Source organism: Bacteroidota bacterium (assembly GCA_037133915.1).
In the GTDB taxonomy this organism is placed as follows: Bacteria; Bacteroidota; Bacteroidia; order Bacteroidales; family CAIWKO01; genus JBAXND01.
Genome location: JBAXND010000066.1, coordinates 1 through 17650, shown reverse-complemented (window position 1 = coordinate 17650; position 17650 = coordinate 1). Strand labels below are relative to the sequence as shown.

At 40.5% G+C, this 17650-nt stretch carries 18 protein-coding genes; 12 read left to right on the top strand and 6 right to left on the bottom strand.

What is annotated here, in order from left to right:
- Positions 1-473: 473 nt before the first annotated feature.
- From WCM76_15380 to WCM76_15365, 4 genes are all read right to left on the bottom strand, one after another.
- Positions 474-914 carry a DUF2141 domain-containing protein gene (locus tag WCM76_15380; GenBank protein MEI6767012.1) on the bottom strand — a complete coding sequence of 147 codons (441 nt, stop codon included), beginning with the start codon at positions 912-914 and terminating at the stop codon, positions 474-476.
- A 16-nt stretch (positions 915-930) separates the two neighbouring features.
- Positions 931-3300: an FtsX-like permease family protein gene (locus WCM76_15375; protein MEI6767011.1), complete on the bottom strand. Its 2370-nt coding sequence runs from the start codon at positions 3298-3300 to the stop codon at positions 931-933.
- A 5-nt stretch (positions 3301-3305) separates the two neighbouring features.
- Entirely contained in the window at positions 3306-3986 is a 681-nt protein-coding gene (locus WCM76_15370) for an ABC transporter ATP-binding protein (protein MEI6767010.1), read from the bottom strand.
- A gap of 105 nt (positions 3987-4091) precedes the next feature.
- Entirely contained in the window at positions 4092-5006 is a 915-nt protein-coding gene (locus WCM76_15365; GenBank protein MEI6767009.1) for an AraC family transcriptional regulator, read from the bottom strand.
- Positions 5007-5362: 356 nt separating this feature from the next.
- Here WCM76_15365 and WCM76_15360 point away from each other — a divergent pair, with 356 nt between their 5' ends.
- From WCM76_15360 to WCM76_15335, 6 genes are all read left to right on the top strand, one after another.
- Positions 5363-6064: a hypothetical protein gene (locus WCM76_15360; GenBank protein MEI6767008.1), complete on the top strand. Its 702-nt coding sequence runs from the start codon at positions 5363-5365 to the stop codon at positions 6062-6064.
- Positions 6065-6207: 143 nt separating this feature from the next.
- Positions 6208-7200: a fibrobacter succinogenes major paralogous domain-containing protein gene (locus WCM76_15355; GenBank protein ID MEI6767007.1), complete on the top strand. Its 993-nt coding sequence runs from the start codon at positions 6208-6210 to the stop codon at positions 7198-7200.
- Positions 7201-7335: 135 nt separating this feature from the next.
- Positions 7336-8952, top strand: a complete 1617-nt coding sequence (locus WCM76_15350) for a right-handed parallel beta-helix repeat-containing protein (GenBank protein ID MEI6767006.1) — start codon at positions 7336-7338, stop codon at positions 8950-8952.
- 128 nt (positions 8953-9080) lie between these two features.
- Entirely contained in the window at positions 9081-9350 is a 270-nt protein-coding gene (locus tag WCM76_15345; GenBank protein MEI6767005.1) for a hypothetical protein, read from the top strand.
- Positions 9351-9375: 25 nt separating this feature from the next.
- Positions 9376-9750, top strand: coding sequence for a hypothetical protein (locus WCM76_15340; protein MEI6767004.1), 375 nt, complete (start codon positions 9376-9378; stop codon positions 9748-9750).
- A 52-nt stretch (positions 9751-9802) separates the two neighbouring features.
- Positions 9803-11158, top strand: coding sequence for a M1 family aminopeptidase (locus tag WCM76_15335; protein ID MEI6767003.1), 1356 nt, complete (start codon positions 9803-9805; stop codon positions 11156-11158).
- 141 nt (positions 11159-11299) lie between these two features.
- Here WCM76_15335 and WCM76_15330 read toward each other — a convergent pair whose 3' ends face one another.
- Complete coding sequence (locus tag WCM76_15330; protein ID MEI6767002.1) at positions 11300-11677, bottom strand: helix-turn-helix domain-containing protein; 378 nt, start codon at positions 11675-11677, stop codon at positions 11300-11302.
- A 139-nt stretch (positions 11678-11816) separates the two neighbouring features.
- On the opposite strand from WCM76_15330, the gene WCM76_15325 reads away from it, so the two are divergent.
- From WCM76_15325 to WCM76_15300, 6 genes are all read left to right on the top strand, one after another.
- Positions 11817-12677, top strand: a complete 861-nt coding sequence (locus WCM76_15325; protein ID MEI6767001.1) for an NmrA family NAD(P)-binding protein — start codon at positions 11817-11819, stop codon at positions 12675-12677.
- Positions 12678-12767: 90 nt separating this feature from the next.
- A complete protein-coding gene (locus WCM76_15320) occupies positions 12768-13328 on the top strand; it encodes a flavin reductase family protein (GenBank protein MEI6767000.1) in 561 nt (186 codons plus the stop codon).
- Between the two features lie 87 nt (positions 13329-13415).
- Positions 13416-13997 carry an FISUMP domain-containing protein gene (locus WCM76_15315; GenBank protein ID MEI6766999.1) on the top strand — a complete coding sequence of 194 codons (582 nt, stop codon included), beginning with the start codon at positions 13416-13418 and terminating at the stop codon, positions 13995-13997.
- A 22-nt stretch (positions 13998-14019) separates the two neighbouring features.
- Positions 14020-14607 (top strand): fibrobacter succinogenes major paralogous domain-containing protein, encoded by a 588-nt coding sequence (locus tag WCM76_15310; GenBank protein ID MEI6766998.1) that lies wholly within the window; start codon positions 14020-14022, stop codon positions 14605-14607.
- 114 nt (positions 14608-14721) lie between these two features.
- Positions 14722-14898, top strand: coding sequence for an HTH domain-containing protein (locus tag WCM76_15305; GenBank protein ID MEI6766997.1), 177 nt, complete (start codon positions 14722-14724; stop codon positions 14896-14898).
- Between the two features lie 42 nt (positions 14899-14940).
- Positions 14941-15318: a pyridoxamine 5'-phosphate oxidase family protein gene (locus tag WCM76_15300; GenBank protein MEI6766996.1), complete on the top strand. Its 378-nt coding sequence runs from the start codon at positions 14941-14943 to the stop codon at positions 15316-15318.
- Positions 15319-15445: 127 nt separating this feature from the next.
- On the opposite strand, the gene WCM76_15295 is transcribed toward WCM76_15300, so the two are convergent.
- A complete protein-coding gene (locus tag WCM76_15295; GenBank protein MEI6766995.1) occupies positions 15446-17569 on the bottom strand; it encodes a T9SS type A sorting domain-containing protein in 2124 nt (707 codons plus the stop codon).
- Positions 17570-17650: the final 81 nt, after the last annotated feature.

Here is a 17650-nt window from a genome sequence, read left to right as displayed (position 1 = left end):
TTCAATTTGTTGCGGTTTGCAAAATAATATTCTGTATTTTTATCGGACAATAGTGCTCAGAAACAATTAATTCGCAGGTTTATTGGTTAACGGCAAATTTTACAAATCCCAATATCAAGAATAAATCGGTTTATTTCTTACCAGCATTTGATGAATTACTCATTGGTTATACAAACAGAGAGGCTGTTATCAATGCAACAATCCGCCCGAAAGCCGTTTCCTCCAATGGTATTTTTCGGCCCATAATTGTTGTAAACGGACAGGTAACGGGAATCTGGAGCAGAACAATAAAGAATGAAAAAGTAATTATTGAATCAACGCTTTTCCGGTCGCATACTAAATCTGAATTGCGGCTCCTTGAAAAATCGAGCGCTTTATATGGAAATTTTATAGGAAAATCAACCGGAATAAACAATACTACCTTGTGAATAAAGTGAAGCAATAGTATTTATTCCGGAAGATTATTTTCAATCTCAGTCATCCATATTTACGCTCAGCGATTTATTTGTTTTTGAGAAGGTAAATTTTAATTTTTCAAATGTCGGCATTCCCGAAAACAAACCGAGTTCCCAGTTGTTTGAAAAGCCGAGCGGTTCGCTTGGCATGCCGAAGCTGTGATCTATTTCGCCGTTTGCATTCCGGTCGTGAACAATTATCGCGGCATAATCTCCATATGCCAGATTCTTTACGGTAAAAACGGCGTCTTTATTTACAATTGCGACCTTAAGGATTAAGAAGGGTTTCGTCGGCACTTCATCGCCCGCACGGAACAATCGTAACATAGCCTGACCTGTATTGGATTCAAAGCCGCTTGCATGCACCGTAAATGTTGTTTCTGTTTGAGCTGTTTGCGAAAATGCACTTACGGCCAGCAGATTGATGAGCAGTAATAAACTTAAACGGACATTTTTCATTTTATTTATATTAAAATTATTCGTACGATAATGCCTTGTGTGTCGACACTTTAATAGCCGACCTTGCGGGAATCCGGCTTGCCAGCCATCCGAATATCAGCGTTACGGCTATGGTAATCAAAAAGCCGTTCAGGCTGAATGCATATTCCAGTTTTGCATCTTTTCCCAACATTAAATCCCCGAAAAATACGGCGGCCAGACGACTTAAAGGAATCGAAAAAATCAGCCCCATCATAATGCTTATCACGCAGCTTATCATACCTTCGGTAACAAATATGGAGTAAATTTTCCCGGGTGTTGCCCCAATGGAGCGCATGACGCCAATTTCGCGGGTGCGCTCCCAGATATTAATTCCGGTTGCCGAAGCCATTCCGATGGCACTCACCACAAGCACTAAAAATGAGAGCAGAATTATGGAGGATAAAATGATATCCAGATGGTCGTAAATTATTTTCACTCTTTCGGCCTGCGACATCACATAAGCTATATCCAGACCGGAAGGCTCAATAGCACGTTCAATATCCTTTTTAAGAGCCACGACTGAGCTGTAATCATTGTTCTTTGCAACAAACGTTATGGTATTCACCAGATGCAGTGGATTGAAAAGCGAATCGTAACGGTTGATATCAACATAAATTTTAGGTCGCTCGAATTGCTGTGTTACGCCCACAACTGTTGCTTTAACGCTTTTACTTCCAACGGTCATATCAATCTTAGAGCCAAGGGCAGGATTTCCGTAAAGCGCAAGTGCCTGCTGATTGAGAACGATTTCGAAACCGGAGGATGAAGTCAGCCATCGACCTTCACGGATTTTCAATTGAAGTAGTTTTGAATTTCCCGGAAGCGCAACAATTCCGGCACCTTTGTCGGTAAAAACTATTTTTGATTGAATCTCGCCACGACCGCCCAGCCACGTTTCAACAGCTGCCACATTGTTTAATGACTTGAAACGGTACAAGGCACTGTCATTCGTCACCGGATTATTCAGAACAACCTGCACATCGTAATGCATCTCTTCTTTATACTGCGTCAGCAATACCCAAAGCGATTTCCGCACATTAAATCCGGTATTGAAAATTGCCACACCAAAAGCCATTGCAAAAATTGTAACGCTCAGCCTGCCCATGTTACGCTGCGAATTCCGTATTGCCAGATTTAAGTGACCGGGAAGCTTTACTTTCTTTAAAAATGAAAATTTACTTTTGGCGATATCGGGCGATATTCCGTAATCACTTAAAGCCGCTTTAACAGAAATACCGGTGCCTTTAAGCAATATGCCTATTGTTAACAGAGTGGGCAGCAACAAACTTATCAGAATCATAAAAACATAAATCCTGAAAGGCACTGTGGTTGTAAGAATATCGAAATTCAATTTCCCGGCAATAAAATAAGCAAAGGCGCTTCCGGATTTTATGGATAAAGGAATTGCAATTGCTCCGGCTATTGCACCAATTATTAAAAGCATTGCAATATAAATCTTAAAAACCTGCCGTTGCGAAGCACCGATAGCCTTCAATATTCCAATTTGCTTGATTTGGTTTGCCATGATTGATTTTACCAGTTGCGAAACCAGCACCGAGCCCATGATAAAAGCCAAAAAACCGATGGTTCCGATTAAAAACAACAGGGTGTTCAGCTGCCACTGATGCGGATGCTCATTGAACTTTGGAATATCCACCGAACTGATAATTATTCCTTTGGCTGCAAAATACGCTTCCAATAATTTGCTTGTCCGTTCAACATCCTGCTTTGAATTCACATTTTTCAGACGAACAATCAAGCGTTGATTCACGGGCAAACCGGTAATTTGAGTGTAGGTTTTTTTGTCGGTATACGAATAAATAAAAGCATCTTGTGTTGCAGGAGCCTGTGCAGGGTCAAAACAGATTCCGCTGACTTTCACCCTGATTGTTTTTCCTCCAATGCGGACTTTGGGGGCAGAATCAAGCAGTATATCTGAAACTTTTTTTCCGTCGCGTTCCATTAAAATAGTTCCCGGTTCAGGCACCAGGTTTCCTTCTTGCTGAAAAACGCGGGCCAGTTTGAAATCTTCAAAATTCTCTACACCGAAAATCCACAGCGGAATCCAGACGTCGGGTCGTATTTCGATTCGGTGTAAAGAAAAGTCTCTGAATTCTGCGCCTGCTATTTCGGGCTTTTCATTAAACTCTTTCAGATTGAGTTTATCAAAATCAGTTGAATGATACACTACATTTAAGGGCGACGTCCTCTGGTAATTGGCCGACAAATCTTTCATCAGTATGGTATAGGAAACGAGCACCGTTCCCAGACCCCATATACCAAGCATCAGCGCAAATACAACCAGCAATGTCCGCTTTGGATTTGAACTTAAATCTCTTACCGCTTTTATTAATTTCTTATCCATGGTCGTTAGTCTTTAGATTGCGTTGATACTATTTCACCATCCGATAATGTAAATGTGCGGTCGTATTTTGATGCAATATCTTTTTCGTGAGTAACTACAATCACCGTCTTGCCCGATTTTGCAAGCGAACTGAAAATTAAATTGACAGCTTCAGCCGTTTTGCTGTCGAGGTTTCCGGTAGGTTCATCGGCAACAACTATTGCCGGGTCGTTTGCCAGCGCTCTTGCAATGGCAGCACGCTGTTGTTCGCCGCCCGAAAGGGAAGCAGGCATTTTATGCGCCTGTTCCGGAATTCCTACATCAGCTAACAGTTTTTTCGCCCTTTGTGTACGTTCATTCTTTGGAATGACATTTACAAATTCCATAGCCAGCAATAAATTTTCGAGAATCGTGAGTGTCGGAATCAATTGAAAAAACTGAAATACAATTCCAATGTTCTTTCCACGCCATGTTGCCAGCCGGCTCTCGTTCAGCGTTCCGATTTCGGTTCCGTTTAAACATATTTTTCCGCTGCTCGGATGGTCTATACCGGTAATCATGTTTAATAATGTGGATTTACCACTTCCGGATTTCCCGACCACGGCAACATATTCGCCTTTGCTGATGGAGAGTTCAATATTGTTTAACGCGGTAAAGGTTCTTTCTTTTAACCGGAATACTTTCGTAACACCTTCTAATGTTATCATAAATTTTGCTTTAATTATTCTATGAATATTTTTGACAAAATTACATGACTGTGAAACGGAAATTTTCACATAAGTTGCGAAGAGCTTAACATTTCTTGCTATATATTACTCCGCTTCAACCGGAATGTAGATCTGGTAGGAATTTTCGTTGAAGTCTGTAATCGAAGGGTCATTTAAAGGCACCAGCAATATGGGTTCCAGTTTCAATTTAAATGCGCTCTCGGGCAGCCACGCATGAACAACATAAGAAGCAGTTTTTATAATATCCTGAAAACTGCCCTCCTTTACAAAGCTCACATATTTTGTGGAAGGAATCTCGAGAAAGCTGACCAGTCCTGACGTTATAGTTTGTTTACCTAATGCAACGCAGGTTAAAAACCTGCATTTATCCAGTGAAGTGAAAACAGGATAATCTTTTATTAATCCGAATATTGCCGTTTCGCCGTTAATCAAATCTCTTGCTTCAGCCCACTGCTTAATTCGTTTAAAACTCTCTTTAATAAGTACGGGCGATTGCAGCGTGGTTTGCAGGCAAACACATTTTTGCCCCGGCCTGTTGACAATTTCCGGCTTTAAATCTTCAAACTCTGGTTTATGTTCGGGAAATGAAATTTCTATTTTTGCTTCATCAATTAAAATATTCTTGCTGTAAGGAATCTGGGTAATGTTGATACGTTCAATTTCGCTCGACTTACGGTATTTATCGGGACTTAAAGAATAATAGTCTTTAAATGCTCTGGAAAATGCTTCCAGCGATTGAAACCCTACTTTTACGGCTACTTCAAGAATGTTCAATTCGGGTTGGAACGCAATAATCCGCGCAGCTTCCTCAAGCCGCAGACGTTTTATGAATTGCTTGGGAGTTTCGCCCAGTACTTCCTTAAATATACGCTGAAAATGAAACGGAGAGAAACAGGCCAATTCGGCTAAATCATCCAGCGGCATTTCACTGTCAATGTTCAGCTCTATGTGTTTAACCACTTTGTGGATACGTTCAATATTTTCCTGTGCTAATTTCAATCTCCGCCTATTAATTTATCCATGCACCTTTCCGCCGTAAGCAATCCGCAGTTATTGCAAGTTCAAAACAAATGTAATAAAAGAATTTGAAATGCTCCTGCGGTCAGGCAATCCAAACCTTGGAGTTGCTTATGGTTCCGGTCAACCCGGCAAATGTGTTTCATACATCGTGCTGCAGTATGCAAGAAACTCCGCATTGGTGGCAAAGGAAAATAATATAAGACCAGCGGCTGATAGATTGAAATTTATTATATTTACAATCAAAAACGCCCGACGATGCGATGAATGCGTATACCCTATCTTGATTCAGGCATACCGTTTACACCGAACATAACAGGGCATAAAACACTGCAACAATGAAAAGAAGCATCTTTATTATTTGCGTTGCATTCTTTCCGGTATATATTTTCGGACAAAAATCAGATTCACTGCCCGCAAAACATTTTCCACGACATTACATTTCTATAAATCCAATAAACAGTGCACTGTTAGATCAGGTTGGAATTGGGTATGAATATAAGCCGGGCATTTTGGGATTTGGATTGGCCGCCGGATATAAATACGCCAGCCAAAGAAATTACAGCCGGTTTTTTATTGCAGCTTCCGCCAACCGTGGTGCTTATGAGTACTATTCCGGATTTTATATCATACCTCAGGTAAATTTTTATTTCTATAAACCAAGAAGATCAAATAAAGGAGCGTTGTTATATTTTTCGCTTAAAGGAATTTACAAATACCTGCAGGTTGACTCGACGAACTATCATATCTGGGACAATTCCGGAGGGGATAGTTACTACTTCTATCGTAAGCAATTAGACAAAGTGAACATCACCGGAGTATTCGGGAATTTAGGGATTAAGGCGGTAATCCGGCACTTTTTCTTTGATATCAATATCGGCCCCGGAATTATTAAGCGTGACCATAATATGCTTGTGGCAGGCGAAGGGCATGATATTTACAGAACAAATATGAGTAATGTTAATCCCCCACGGAAAGACCATTTCAGTGACCATTATTTTACCGTAAACATCAGTATAAACGTGGGTGCAGATTTTTAATTTTGAAATTATAGGTTGTGACACATAGTTTCATGCAGTGAAAAAATAAATTATTCACCGCATATTTGCGGCGAATAATTCTTACCATCGGTACTTAATTGCATTAATAAATGTTTAATTAGCAACGCTGAAAATCCTATAACATGAAAATCAGGCCAGGCGTTTTCTTGATAATTACAGCAATTTCAGCCCTGCTTATCATGTCTGAATGCAAAAAAGAGAACAGTATTATTTATAACAGTCAGCTCCCCTATGCAGCTGTTTTAACAACGTTCGAATCGGCCCGTATTTTGTCAGCATCAGCACTTTGTGGTGGAAATATTTCAAGTGACGGGGGATTTCCAATAACCGGGAGAGGTGTATGCTGGAGCACGGGACCATTGCCAACCACAGATTGCAGTACGACTTCAGATGGAACAGGAATCGGAAGTTTCACAAGCAATATCAACGGTTTAACTCCTGGCACCTTATACTATTTGAGGGCTTATGCCACGAATCTGTTTGGAACTTCATACGGCAACACTGTTACGTTTATTACCAGTGACGGTGAAGCAATGGATATTGATGGCAATATTTATCCAACGGTGAATATCGGCACTCAAACATGGATGGCGGCGAATTTGCGGGTAACGCATTACCGCAACGGCGACTCAATCCCTGAAATAGGTATTCATGACGGAATTCTCTGGCGCAATCTTACAAGTGGAGCCTATACCGGCTTCATGTCTGACAGTTACGGGAAGTTGTATAACTGGTATGCAGTAATTGATAACCGAGATATCGCGCCGACCGGCTGGCATGTTGCAACCGACACGGACTGGACAATATTAACCGATTATGCAGGCGGCAGTGGTATTGCCGGTGACAAACTTAAAGCAAAATACGATTGGATAACTACTTACCAAGGAAGTGATGATTCAAGCGATGAGCTGAGGTTCTCAGCCTTGGGTGGCAGCTATATGGACACGACTTCAACAGGTCTTTGGCTTGGTCCGGGAGTTAACGGCTATTGGTGGACTTCAACTGAAAACGGTTCGGATGCCTGGGGTCGTTCCATGCAGACCCTGCAAAGCGCTGTTCACAGAGACTCTTTTTATAAGAACCTGGGATTTTCCGTCCGATGCATAAAAGATTGATTTAACAATCAAAAAAAACATACAACACCACGAGTCTATGAGCTGAAATAAAATTAATAACACGGTTAATTACTATCTTTACCATTATAATAGCAACCAACTTTTAAAAATAAAAATTAATAAAAATCAGAAACTATGAAAAAAATTATTTTTCTCTGCTTCGCATTTATTTTAATGCATTTCTTTTCTTCAGCAACCAATATACCCGGCGGAAATGTCAGCGGAACTTGGACACTTGGCGGGTCGCCTTATCTTATACAGGGTGCTATTATGATACCTGACGGTTCTACGCTCACCATTGAGCCGGGAGTTGATGTCATCTTTCAGGGTTCGTATAAGCTAATGGTGCTGGGCAGGATATTGGCAATCGGAAGTGTTTCAGATTCGATAACTATCACGGCTGCCGACACAACCGTTGGCTGGCTCGGTGTACAATTTGACAATACACCATTATCAAATGACAGTTCAAAATTTTATTATTGCAACCTTCAATACAGCAAATCCACAATCGGCGGTGGGGCAATCAGTACCGTTAATTTCCCAAAAATAATTATTTCCAATTGCAGCATTTCTCATTGCAGAGCGGATGCATATCCCGGTGGCGGCGCCATTCATTGTGCAGGAGGCAAGATCATTATTACACATTGCTATATCGCTGACAACTATAGTGCTTATAGCGGAGGGGGTATTTGTTGTGAAAACAGTAACCCTTCGATACTATATAATACGTTTTCAAACAATGTCGCATCAGCCGTTGGTGGGGCGATTGTTTGTTTGGGAATTTATAACAGCAGTAATGCCACTATTTCAAACAATATTATAATAAACAATTCAGCACATTTTGGTGGTGGAATTTATTGTGCCAACAATAGCCCGAAAATAACAGCTAACTTCATATCTAATAACTCCGCTTCTGATGGCGGAGGATTTTATTGCTCTAGTGGTGGCCTTCCTACCGTAAGTAATAATTCTATTTCGAACAATACAGCTCTTGGTGGGGGCGGAGGAATTTATTGTGATTACACTTATGAAATTCCCACTTTCTCAAATAATACGGTTTCAAGTAACAAGGCAACCAGAGGAGGTGGCTTATATTGCTCCTTGGGCAGTAGTGTAATCCAATATAACACTATCTTCTGGGGCAATACCGCCGACTCAAGCGGACATCAGGTGTTTTTAGAGGATGAAAACAGCGATCCCGATTTCTATTATTGCGACATTCAAGGCAGTACAGATTCTTTCGGTCTTAACACAGGAATTTTCTATACAGGGATTTATCAGAATAATTCAGACACCCTGCCTTTGTTTGTTGCAGCATCGGCGGGCAGCGGAACACTGTACAATGGAATAACAGCCAATTGGTCGTTACAGGCGTCTTCACCTTGCATAAATGCCGGCACTCCCGATACAACAGGTCTTTTAATACCCGTCACCGATATAGCCGGTAACCCGCGTATAGAGGGTGGTCGCATTGATGTTGGAGCCTATGAGCTTGGATGGCTCTCGGTTCATGAAGTTCAGAATAACTTTTTAATAGATATTTATCCCAATCCCGCAAGTGACTTTCTAATAATTGAAACACCAAAAAAATCCTCCATAGAAATTTTTGATATTCAAGGACAACTAATAAAAGCGATTGAGAACGATGGAATAAAAACAACCATTGATGTGAAGAATTTTTCGAACGGGATTTATTGTATTAAAGCAAAAACAGACGGAAGCGTTTCAATAGCGAAATTTATTAAAGAATAATTTTCCGTTTGCAAAATACGATTGATTATTGCGTTTATTGAAACAGACAACTTTAAAATGTTGTAATGCGGCTCATTAGCAAAACACGTTAATCATAGCACAATTATTCCAACAGAAAAAGGATGGTAATGATAATATCAGAAACCGCCAATTTACTCAATATAGCTTATTCCATTGAACAAGTACCTGCCACTTTTTCGGATAAAAGCCGGGGTTCTGTGCCAAGCATGCACGGTAAAGCGCTGTTTGCAACGACTCATATAAACAAAACCCGGAATGGAAAAACTTATTTACTTGCTTGTAACATTTCAACAGGTGTAAACGTCATGCCGGAAAATAAAAATAGATGGAGTTCAGAAACCATTGCAAAAACGGGGCGAAGCCGAAAAGCCATATGAGTAGGAAAACATTAATTGTACTCCCATGAAAACAATCATGAAATTTTCGTTCGTTTTAGGTCTTCTGGTGGTTCTCTCCTCTTTTACACGGACAGGCAATGACGTAAATAATGCGTATCTTTCAACTGAAAATAATTCCGGCATACGGCATGCTTTCAGCGATGTTATCATTACCTTCGACCAATCCGATGTATGCGGGCTGAACTATCTAGGAGAAGTTTCGGCTACTGAAAGAGGCTGGTTCCATAACAATAACAACATTAAAGAAGAAACGCTGGCAACACTGAAAAAACAGACATTGGAAAAAGGCGGGAATATAGTTTTTATCAATATCAAAGAACAAAAAGGCTTCGGATTCTTTTACTCAACCAAAGTTGTTGGTTATGTTTATCAGAAATGAAACACTGCGTTTATAAACAGAGACGGAATCCATTCCCGAACATGATGGAAAAATGAACAAGGTTCGAAAGTTATTCTATTTACTTATAATTTCACTCGCTTCATTATCCGTAACGGCGCAGGAAAATCATGCCGATATTGGCGATTACACTATAAAGGTGACTGTTGACACCGTTTCCCGTTTATTGAAAGTTAATCTTACAATGGATGTCAGCAACTTAACCGGCCATAAAATTGAATTAATATTTACACACCGTGCCCGTATTGATGGAATATATCTGAATCAGCGGCACGGCAAAAAGGATGTTTCATTTCAAGCTTTTGGTGTAGATTCTGTCTGCCTTACATTACCTGATAACACGAATCTTTCAGATAAGCTGACACTTTTTTTCGATTACTCAATTCCTTTTGATTCTGTTTCCGGCTCAACACGCTGTGTGCACACTCTCACCAGACCCGAAAAATGGTATCCGCTTCTATACAACGAATTATCTGCTCACAGAATCACAGTTTCGCTCCCGATGAACTATTCTGCACTTTCTTCAGGCGATATGATAAAAAATATTGTGAACGATAAACAGAAAGTAATGACATGGTATGACAAAAATAATTTCACCTGTCCATTGTTCTTTTTCAAAACCGATTCACTTCAATTTGTCCAAAAAAAATCGGCGGATAAAAATATTGATTTCTGGTTCTATTCCCGTGATACGATTATTCAGAATGGTTATACAAAAATAGTCTGTGCTTCATTCCGGTATTTTTACAATTTATTTGAAAAGGATTATCCTTATCACACCTATTCATTTATTGAAATTCCCGATTATCCTGCCGGTTCTGCGTTGGGTTCGCTGCAGATATTCGGGACTACGCCCCTTTCTGATTTTAATACTTATGGAATGCTCTATTGTTTAAAACCTGCAGCACATGAGGTTGCACACGAATGGTGGGGCGTCGGGCGAATTCATTATAAAGATAAAACTAACGAAGACGGAGTACAGTTTCTGAGAGAATCTATGACAGAGTACCTGACGTATATGTTTATTGAGCAGTATTGGGGTGCGGACAGCCTTGCTAAATGCCTCGAAACCGCAAATTCCTATTATAAATATTATGTCAACGATACTAATGAAAAACTCCTGTTTGATATTCCACAGCAGTTTACAACATGGGAAGAAGCGGTCGTTGTATATTATAAAGGACCTCTTATTATTCATGAAATAAGAAAACAGATGGGTGATGCAAACTGGCAGCATTTTATAAATAGATTTTACATCAGCTACAGAAATAAATATGCCGGCTACAATGACTTTATCAAAACCTTATTGGTGTACGACCAGAATGGAGCTATAACTGAAACTCTGAATAATTACTTGAAAACAAAAGGATTCAAAGAAATCAAACCCTGACGGGAATCTAAATACACAAATTTTTCCACACCTTCTTTTTCAAATTACTAAGTATTCATTAGTAATTGTCCATGAAAATATTGCTGACACACTCCGGAATGCCTTTATATACTTCCGAAAACAGAGCACCACTTTACTGAGCTAATTTTCACATACCTCTTGCCGGAGGACATTGGCTTCCGACCATTCACACAGTGACATCATAACCGGACGCAGGGTTTTGCCCAGTTCCGTCAGGGAATATTCTACCCTTGGCGGAACTTCTGCAAACACTTCTCTGTGAATCAATCTGTCTTTCTCCAGTTCGCGTAATTGCGCCGTCAGCATGGTTTTGCTCACACCTTCAATCATGCGCAGCAGTTCACTGAAGCGGCATGTTCCGTGAGATAAAATATAAATAATAATAGGCTTCCACTTGCCCCCGATTTTTCCGATTGCAACAGCTACAGGACAGGTTCCATACTTACTGTATCGTTCCTGCATTATTTCACGGGTTAATTTATTTTCGTCAAAATCCATTTTATTTATTGCTTTATATCACTGTTATTCAACTATGGTAGCATTTACGGTACTCTGTTGTGTAAACATTACTATATTGCATATACAAACCTTGTTCTATTTCTTTGCAAAGTTATTATTTAAACTAATCAATACAATTATGGACAATAAAATTTTCGTGACGGCCTCTTCCGGGAATATCGGCAGTCAAATTGTTAAGCTTTTAATAGCTGCAAATGCAGACTTTACAGCAGGTATAAGTCAAAGAGAAGAAGGAAAATCATTTTCATATCCTACTCAAATTATTGATTTTGCCGACAAAAACGCACTATCAGAAACATTCAAAGGATTTGACACACTATTCTTGCTGGTGCCCATGCATCCACTAATGGTTGACTGGGCCAAAAATGCAGTCGATGCGGCAAAAATTGCCGGAATCAAGCACATTGTTCGCAGCAGCGGTATGGGAACAAATGTTCAGTCGCCATACAAAATATCAAAATTGCAGGGAACAATTGATGAATATATAAAATCAAGCGGATGTTCGTTTACGATTACGGCACCCAATAATTTTATGCAGAATTTTATCAGCTACCATGCAAATGACATAAAAAACGGTATAGTATACATGCCAACGGGTCACGGCAACGTTTCGTGGATTGATGTTCGCGATATTGCTGCCGTAAATGCCGCTATTTTGCAAAATCCTTCGAAATTTGCAGGGCATACAATTGACATAACCGGCGGCGAAAGTTTAAGTTATGCTGACTGTTTAAGAATAATTTCGGAAGCAATCGGAAAAACGGTTTCATTCATTGACATTCCGGAACAAGCGGCTATAGACGGTATGAAACAATATCACATGCCCGAATTTGTGATTGAAGTAATGAGCAGTTTGAATGCGCTTATAAAAGCAGGAAAGGCAGAAGCTGTAGGAAATTCAGTATCGGAAATCACCGGCAAATCGCCGATTTTGTTTAGTGAATTTGTACATGAAAATGTAAATTATTGGATCAAATAGTAAAGAATAATAAATGAAGGGCACAACAAAAAACTGAATCAACTAAAATGAATGACTTTTTATCATTTAGCAACAAGGAATTTTATACAGATGAAAAATAATTTAGGAAAATTGAATTCACTTTATCCCTTGCCAACCGTACTGGTAGGTACCGTTATCAACGGGCTTCCGAATTACATCACCATGGCGCATGTGGGCGTGTTGGTCGGAAACATTGTTTGTATGGGCATGGGAAAGTCGCATTACAGTGGCCAGGGCATTAGAGAAAACAAAACATTCAGTATCAATGTGCCTTCAACCAAACAAACCGTTGTAACCGACTTCTGCGGTATCGTTTCGGGAAAAAATGCCGACAAGTCTGCACTATTCACATCATTTTACGGAGAGTTGAAAACGGCACCCATGATTGAGGAATTTGCAGTGAACATGGAATGCAGGCTGAAAGATCATCTTGATTACGGCTCGCACGATGTGTTCATCGGAGAAATTATAAGTACTTTTTGCGATGATTCGGTTCTGACCGACGGGCGGATTGATTTAAAGAAAATTGACCCGATATTATTTGAGATGAATACAAGGAAATACTGGCAGCTGGGCGATTCGTATGCAAATGCCTGGAGTATCGGGAAAACACATCCGAAATTTGTATAGTCCGTTTAGTTTTTATTATTTTGTTGTTTGAATTTGCCTTGAGAAATAGTTCAACGCATCTGTATTTATAAACCTAAATTCAAAAGCATGAAAACCCACTTACTCGTACTCTCCATTTTGCTTAATGCAACGATTTCATTTGCACAGCTAACATCAACTTTTACGGATGCAAGAGATGGGAAAGTTTATAAAACAGTACAGATAGGCAAACAAATCTGGATGGCAGAAAACCTTGCCTATAAAGCCGGCAGCGGTTGTTGGGCTTATGGTGACAATATGGAAAATGTTGCCAAATACGGCTATCTTTATGACTTTGAAACAGCAAAAACAGTTTGCCCCGCGGGTTGGCACTTGGCAAGCGACGAGGAGTGGAACACACTCATGTCCTTTCTCGGAGAAAATGTCGCCGTGAACAAAATAAAATCTGCCGGCGGATGGAATGAAAACGGCAATGGAAATAATACCAGCGGTTTTTCAGCCATTCCGGGCGGACACCTTTTCAACAGTACTACTTTCGGCGACTTAGGTACCAACAGTTACTGGTGGACATCCACAGAATTAGAAGCCACTCTTGCCTGGACCCGAAGCATTGACTACAATAACAACAACATAACCAGAGATATCAGCAGCAAAACAGACGGACTATCCGTGCGTTGCATCAAAGATTAACAGGCAAAGAAAACTTTACAGCATGAAGACTCAATTATTAGCACTCGCCATTTTGCTTAATGTAACGGTTTCCTTCGCACAGCTAACATCAACTTTTACGGATGCAAGAGATGGGAAAGTTTATAAAACAGTACAGATAGGCAAACAAATCTGGATGGCAGAAAACCTTGCCTATAAAGCCGGCAGCGGTTGTTGGGCTTATGGTGATAATGCGGAAAATGTTGCCCGATACGGATATCTGTACGACTTTGAAACAGCAATAACGGCTTGCCCCCCGGGCTGGCATGTACCTACCGATGAGGAGTGGAATGTACTGACGGAATATTTAGGCAATCAGGATAGCTGCGGAAGAAAATTAAAATCCGGGACCGGATGGAGCAGCCCAAATGACACGTTGGCGAATTCAACAAAGTTTACGGCCCTCCCCGGAGGTCTGCGCTTTATGGGAGGAACCTATGACAGATTGGGTGTTAAAGGATTCTGGTGGAGTTCAACAGAATCAGAATCACATATGGCATGGTACCGTAGTATTTTGAGCGACGATAATAAGGTGAATCGTTACGATGACTATAAAGATTACGGACTTTCCGTGCGTTGCATCAAAGATTAACAGGCCGATTTTCCGAAAAGAATAAAACAGCACCGGCATTTAACCGGTCAATCAGAGCATTTCCCCAACAAAGACTACCTTCGTAGCATATTCTTCATTTAATACATCAGGAAAATGGACGCAAAAACACACGTATTGGAAGCAATGAAAAAAGAAAAAGCTCCGCTGAACGCCGGGAAAATCGCAGAGCTGACAAACCTTGACCGTAAACTGGTTGATAAGGCAATGGCTGAATTGAAAGCAGAAGGCTCCATCGTATCGCCCAAAAGATGCTACTGGCAAGCAAAGTAATGCTGTTCATAAACTTAGTATTTAATATTTTAATAATATAACATGAGCAAATTAGGCGACAAATTTTCAGAAGTACTAAAGCACGAAGGGGTTGTCTCCATTATGTCGTGGGGTGTTGAACCTCACCTTGTAAATACGTGGAATTCATTTTTAGTAATTACCGAAGATGAACGCATTTTGATTCCTGCCTATGGCTTTCGTAAAACACAAAAAAATGTTGAGGTAAACGATAAGGTCAAAATAGCTCTGGGAAGTAAAAATGTGTTGGGATATAAGGACTATCCCGGAACAGGTTTTATTATCGAAGGTACGGCCAGGTATTTTGAATCAGGCGAAGAATACGATATGATGAAAAATAAATTTTCTTTTCTTACCCGCGTGCTGGAAGTCACTGTAGATAATGCAAAGCAAATGCTTTAGTCAGTCGTTTGTTTTTATAAAATAGAGTGCGTATAATTCTTCTGCTTAACTAACGCTGGCAAACAATCAGTGTCAGACACAGAGTTGTTTCTCGCTTTGCGTCGATATTTGTAATGCCGGATTCACCTTATTCCATCAGCATCATTTTGCCCGAATATCTGCCTTCCGGCGTCGTCATCGTGTAAAAATAAATTCCCGCCCCGTAATTGTCAGCATTAAAAGTTACCAGATGCAGACCTGCTTTGTAATGCTCACTTACAACCGATTTGATTTCCCGTCCCGTATGGTCAAAGACCTGAATTGTAACCTGTGCGTCTTTGTCAAGGAAAAACTCGAAGTTTGTTGAACCTATAAATGGATTGGGATAATTTTTAACATAGGAAGAATTCTTAGCCGCAGCACTCTGATTAACTCCAACAATGGTGGGATAGAAATAAATAATCAGGTCATTGTTTTCCCAGTTCGACTGATGGAAACCAACGGGACTTCCACTCTGATTCCGGACAATGATATTCGAAAGCGACTGCCCGTTATTAATCACCAGACTCAATTGGTCGCTCAAACTGAACAATGAATCCGGCACCGTAACCTGCAATACCGAATCATTCAATCTTTCCGTCGAAAATATCAGCGTATCTCTGCTGTGCCAGTACGATGCGAATGATTCCAGATTCATAATCGATGCACCGGCCGGAAGATTTTGAATAAGATAATCTTCAAGATCCAGCTTATACAGCTCGGTGGGATGAATCAGAAAAACCACCGGGGCGTAGTTATCCGCCACTTTTTGTACAACCGTAAGCCATGTATTTGCTTTTGAAATGTAGTTTGTTGAAGACAAGGAATCAAGATTATATCCATCAACATCAATAGTATTCGGAATTTCAAATACAGGTAAAACGGGCTGTGTAAATGAAAGCCCCTGATGGCAGAAGAAGGGGAAATTTGATAACACAACATTCGCGCTGTTGGTAGAACTGTTCATATAACCCGTTGAATCCAGTACATGCGCCTGATCCGCCGGATAGCACAAATAGCCTGACCTCCATGATTTCACATTGACACCAATATCGGTTTGCAATACACCTTTTGAAACTTCCATTTCGCCAAAAACAGTGGCATCAGTGGTGGCACTGTTATAAACGCTATAATGCGGAGAATAGGTAGCTTGTGTATTTCCGGGCAAACCTTCAGGAATATTCACAGGATTATCAAAATCGGGAAAGTGCCCTACGGAGTGACTTCCAATTACATGTCCGAGCGAAGCAACATACGCGATTTCGGGAATATGGGAAGTATAGTAATCATTATCCAGGTCGTCGTGTATATAATGAGTCGTCACAAAGTAAGTGCCTATGATATTGTTCTGTTGCTCATAATCGGCAAAATAGTGCATGGTGTCCATGGCCGGCCGGCAGTCAACGTCGTGGGTAAACATCAGCACATATTTAGAATCCAGAGGTGCACTGTGTTTCCATGTAGCATAAGGAATATATTGAGCATACAGACCTTTGATGAACAGCATAAAAACATCGGACGACGGTTCGAAATGATTTGAAAAATTTCGTTGTGCTTCAAAATCATGATTAATCTGACACCTCAGAATCATATCCATCAATGAAACACCCAAAGCATACGCATGACCGCTGCCATAAGTATTTTTTATTACAGCAACAGTTCCATCACCATAAGTAGCAAGTGGCGTAGCCGTTGATAATGTATAAGCTCTGCTGCCAATAACCGAACCCGGATAAATAATGCTGTCGCCAAGACGTATTGTCCGCTCCCTGGGGTCGTCAATCCACCGCAGTGAAGAATCGCCCGACAATGCATTCCATCTGATGGAATAATGGCTGTATCCATATGAACTTCCGGAAATTCCGAACAATGAATTAAAAAATGAATCGCTTACATGAGGCACAACAAGTACGCCGCCACTATTGACGTAACTTACCAAGGCCGATTTCTCGCCTGACGTAAATCCCGATGAACCTTTAAAACTGCTGCTGCTGAATACCATGGCATATTTGACGGCGGTATCCACAACTGTTGTGATGATGTAAGGAATACCGGCAGTTTTTGCAATAAACTCGGCAGAATAAATATTGGATTGGGAACCTTCTCCGTTGCGGGCAGTCATATCAAGCAGCGCCAGTTGCCGGTACTTTGGATTGATTCCATATGCATCGGTACTGATACTTCCGATTGTAACAGCCAATAATAAAATCAGGGTTTTGGATATATTGTGCATGCTAATGAACGTGTTAATTAATCTTTAAACCACTGTTGTCCGGTAAAAGTTTGAAAGAAGCCGAAGCATAAGCCCGGCTTC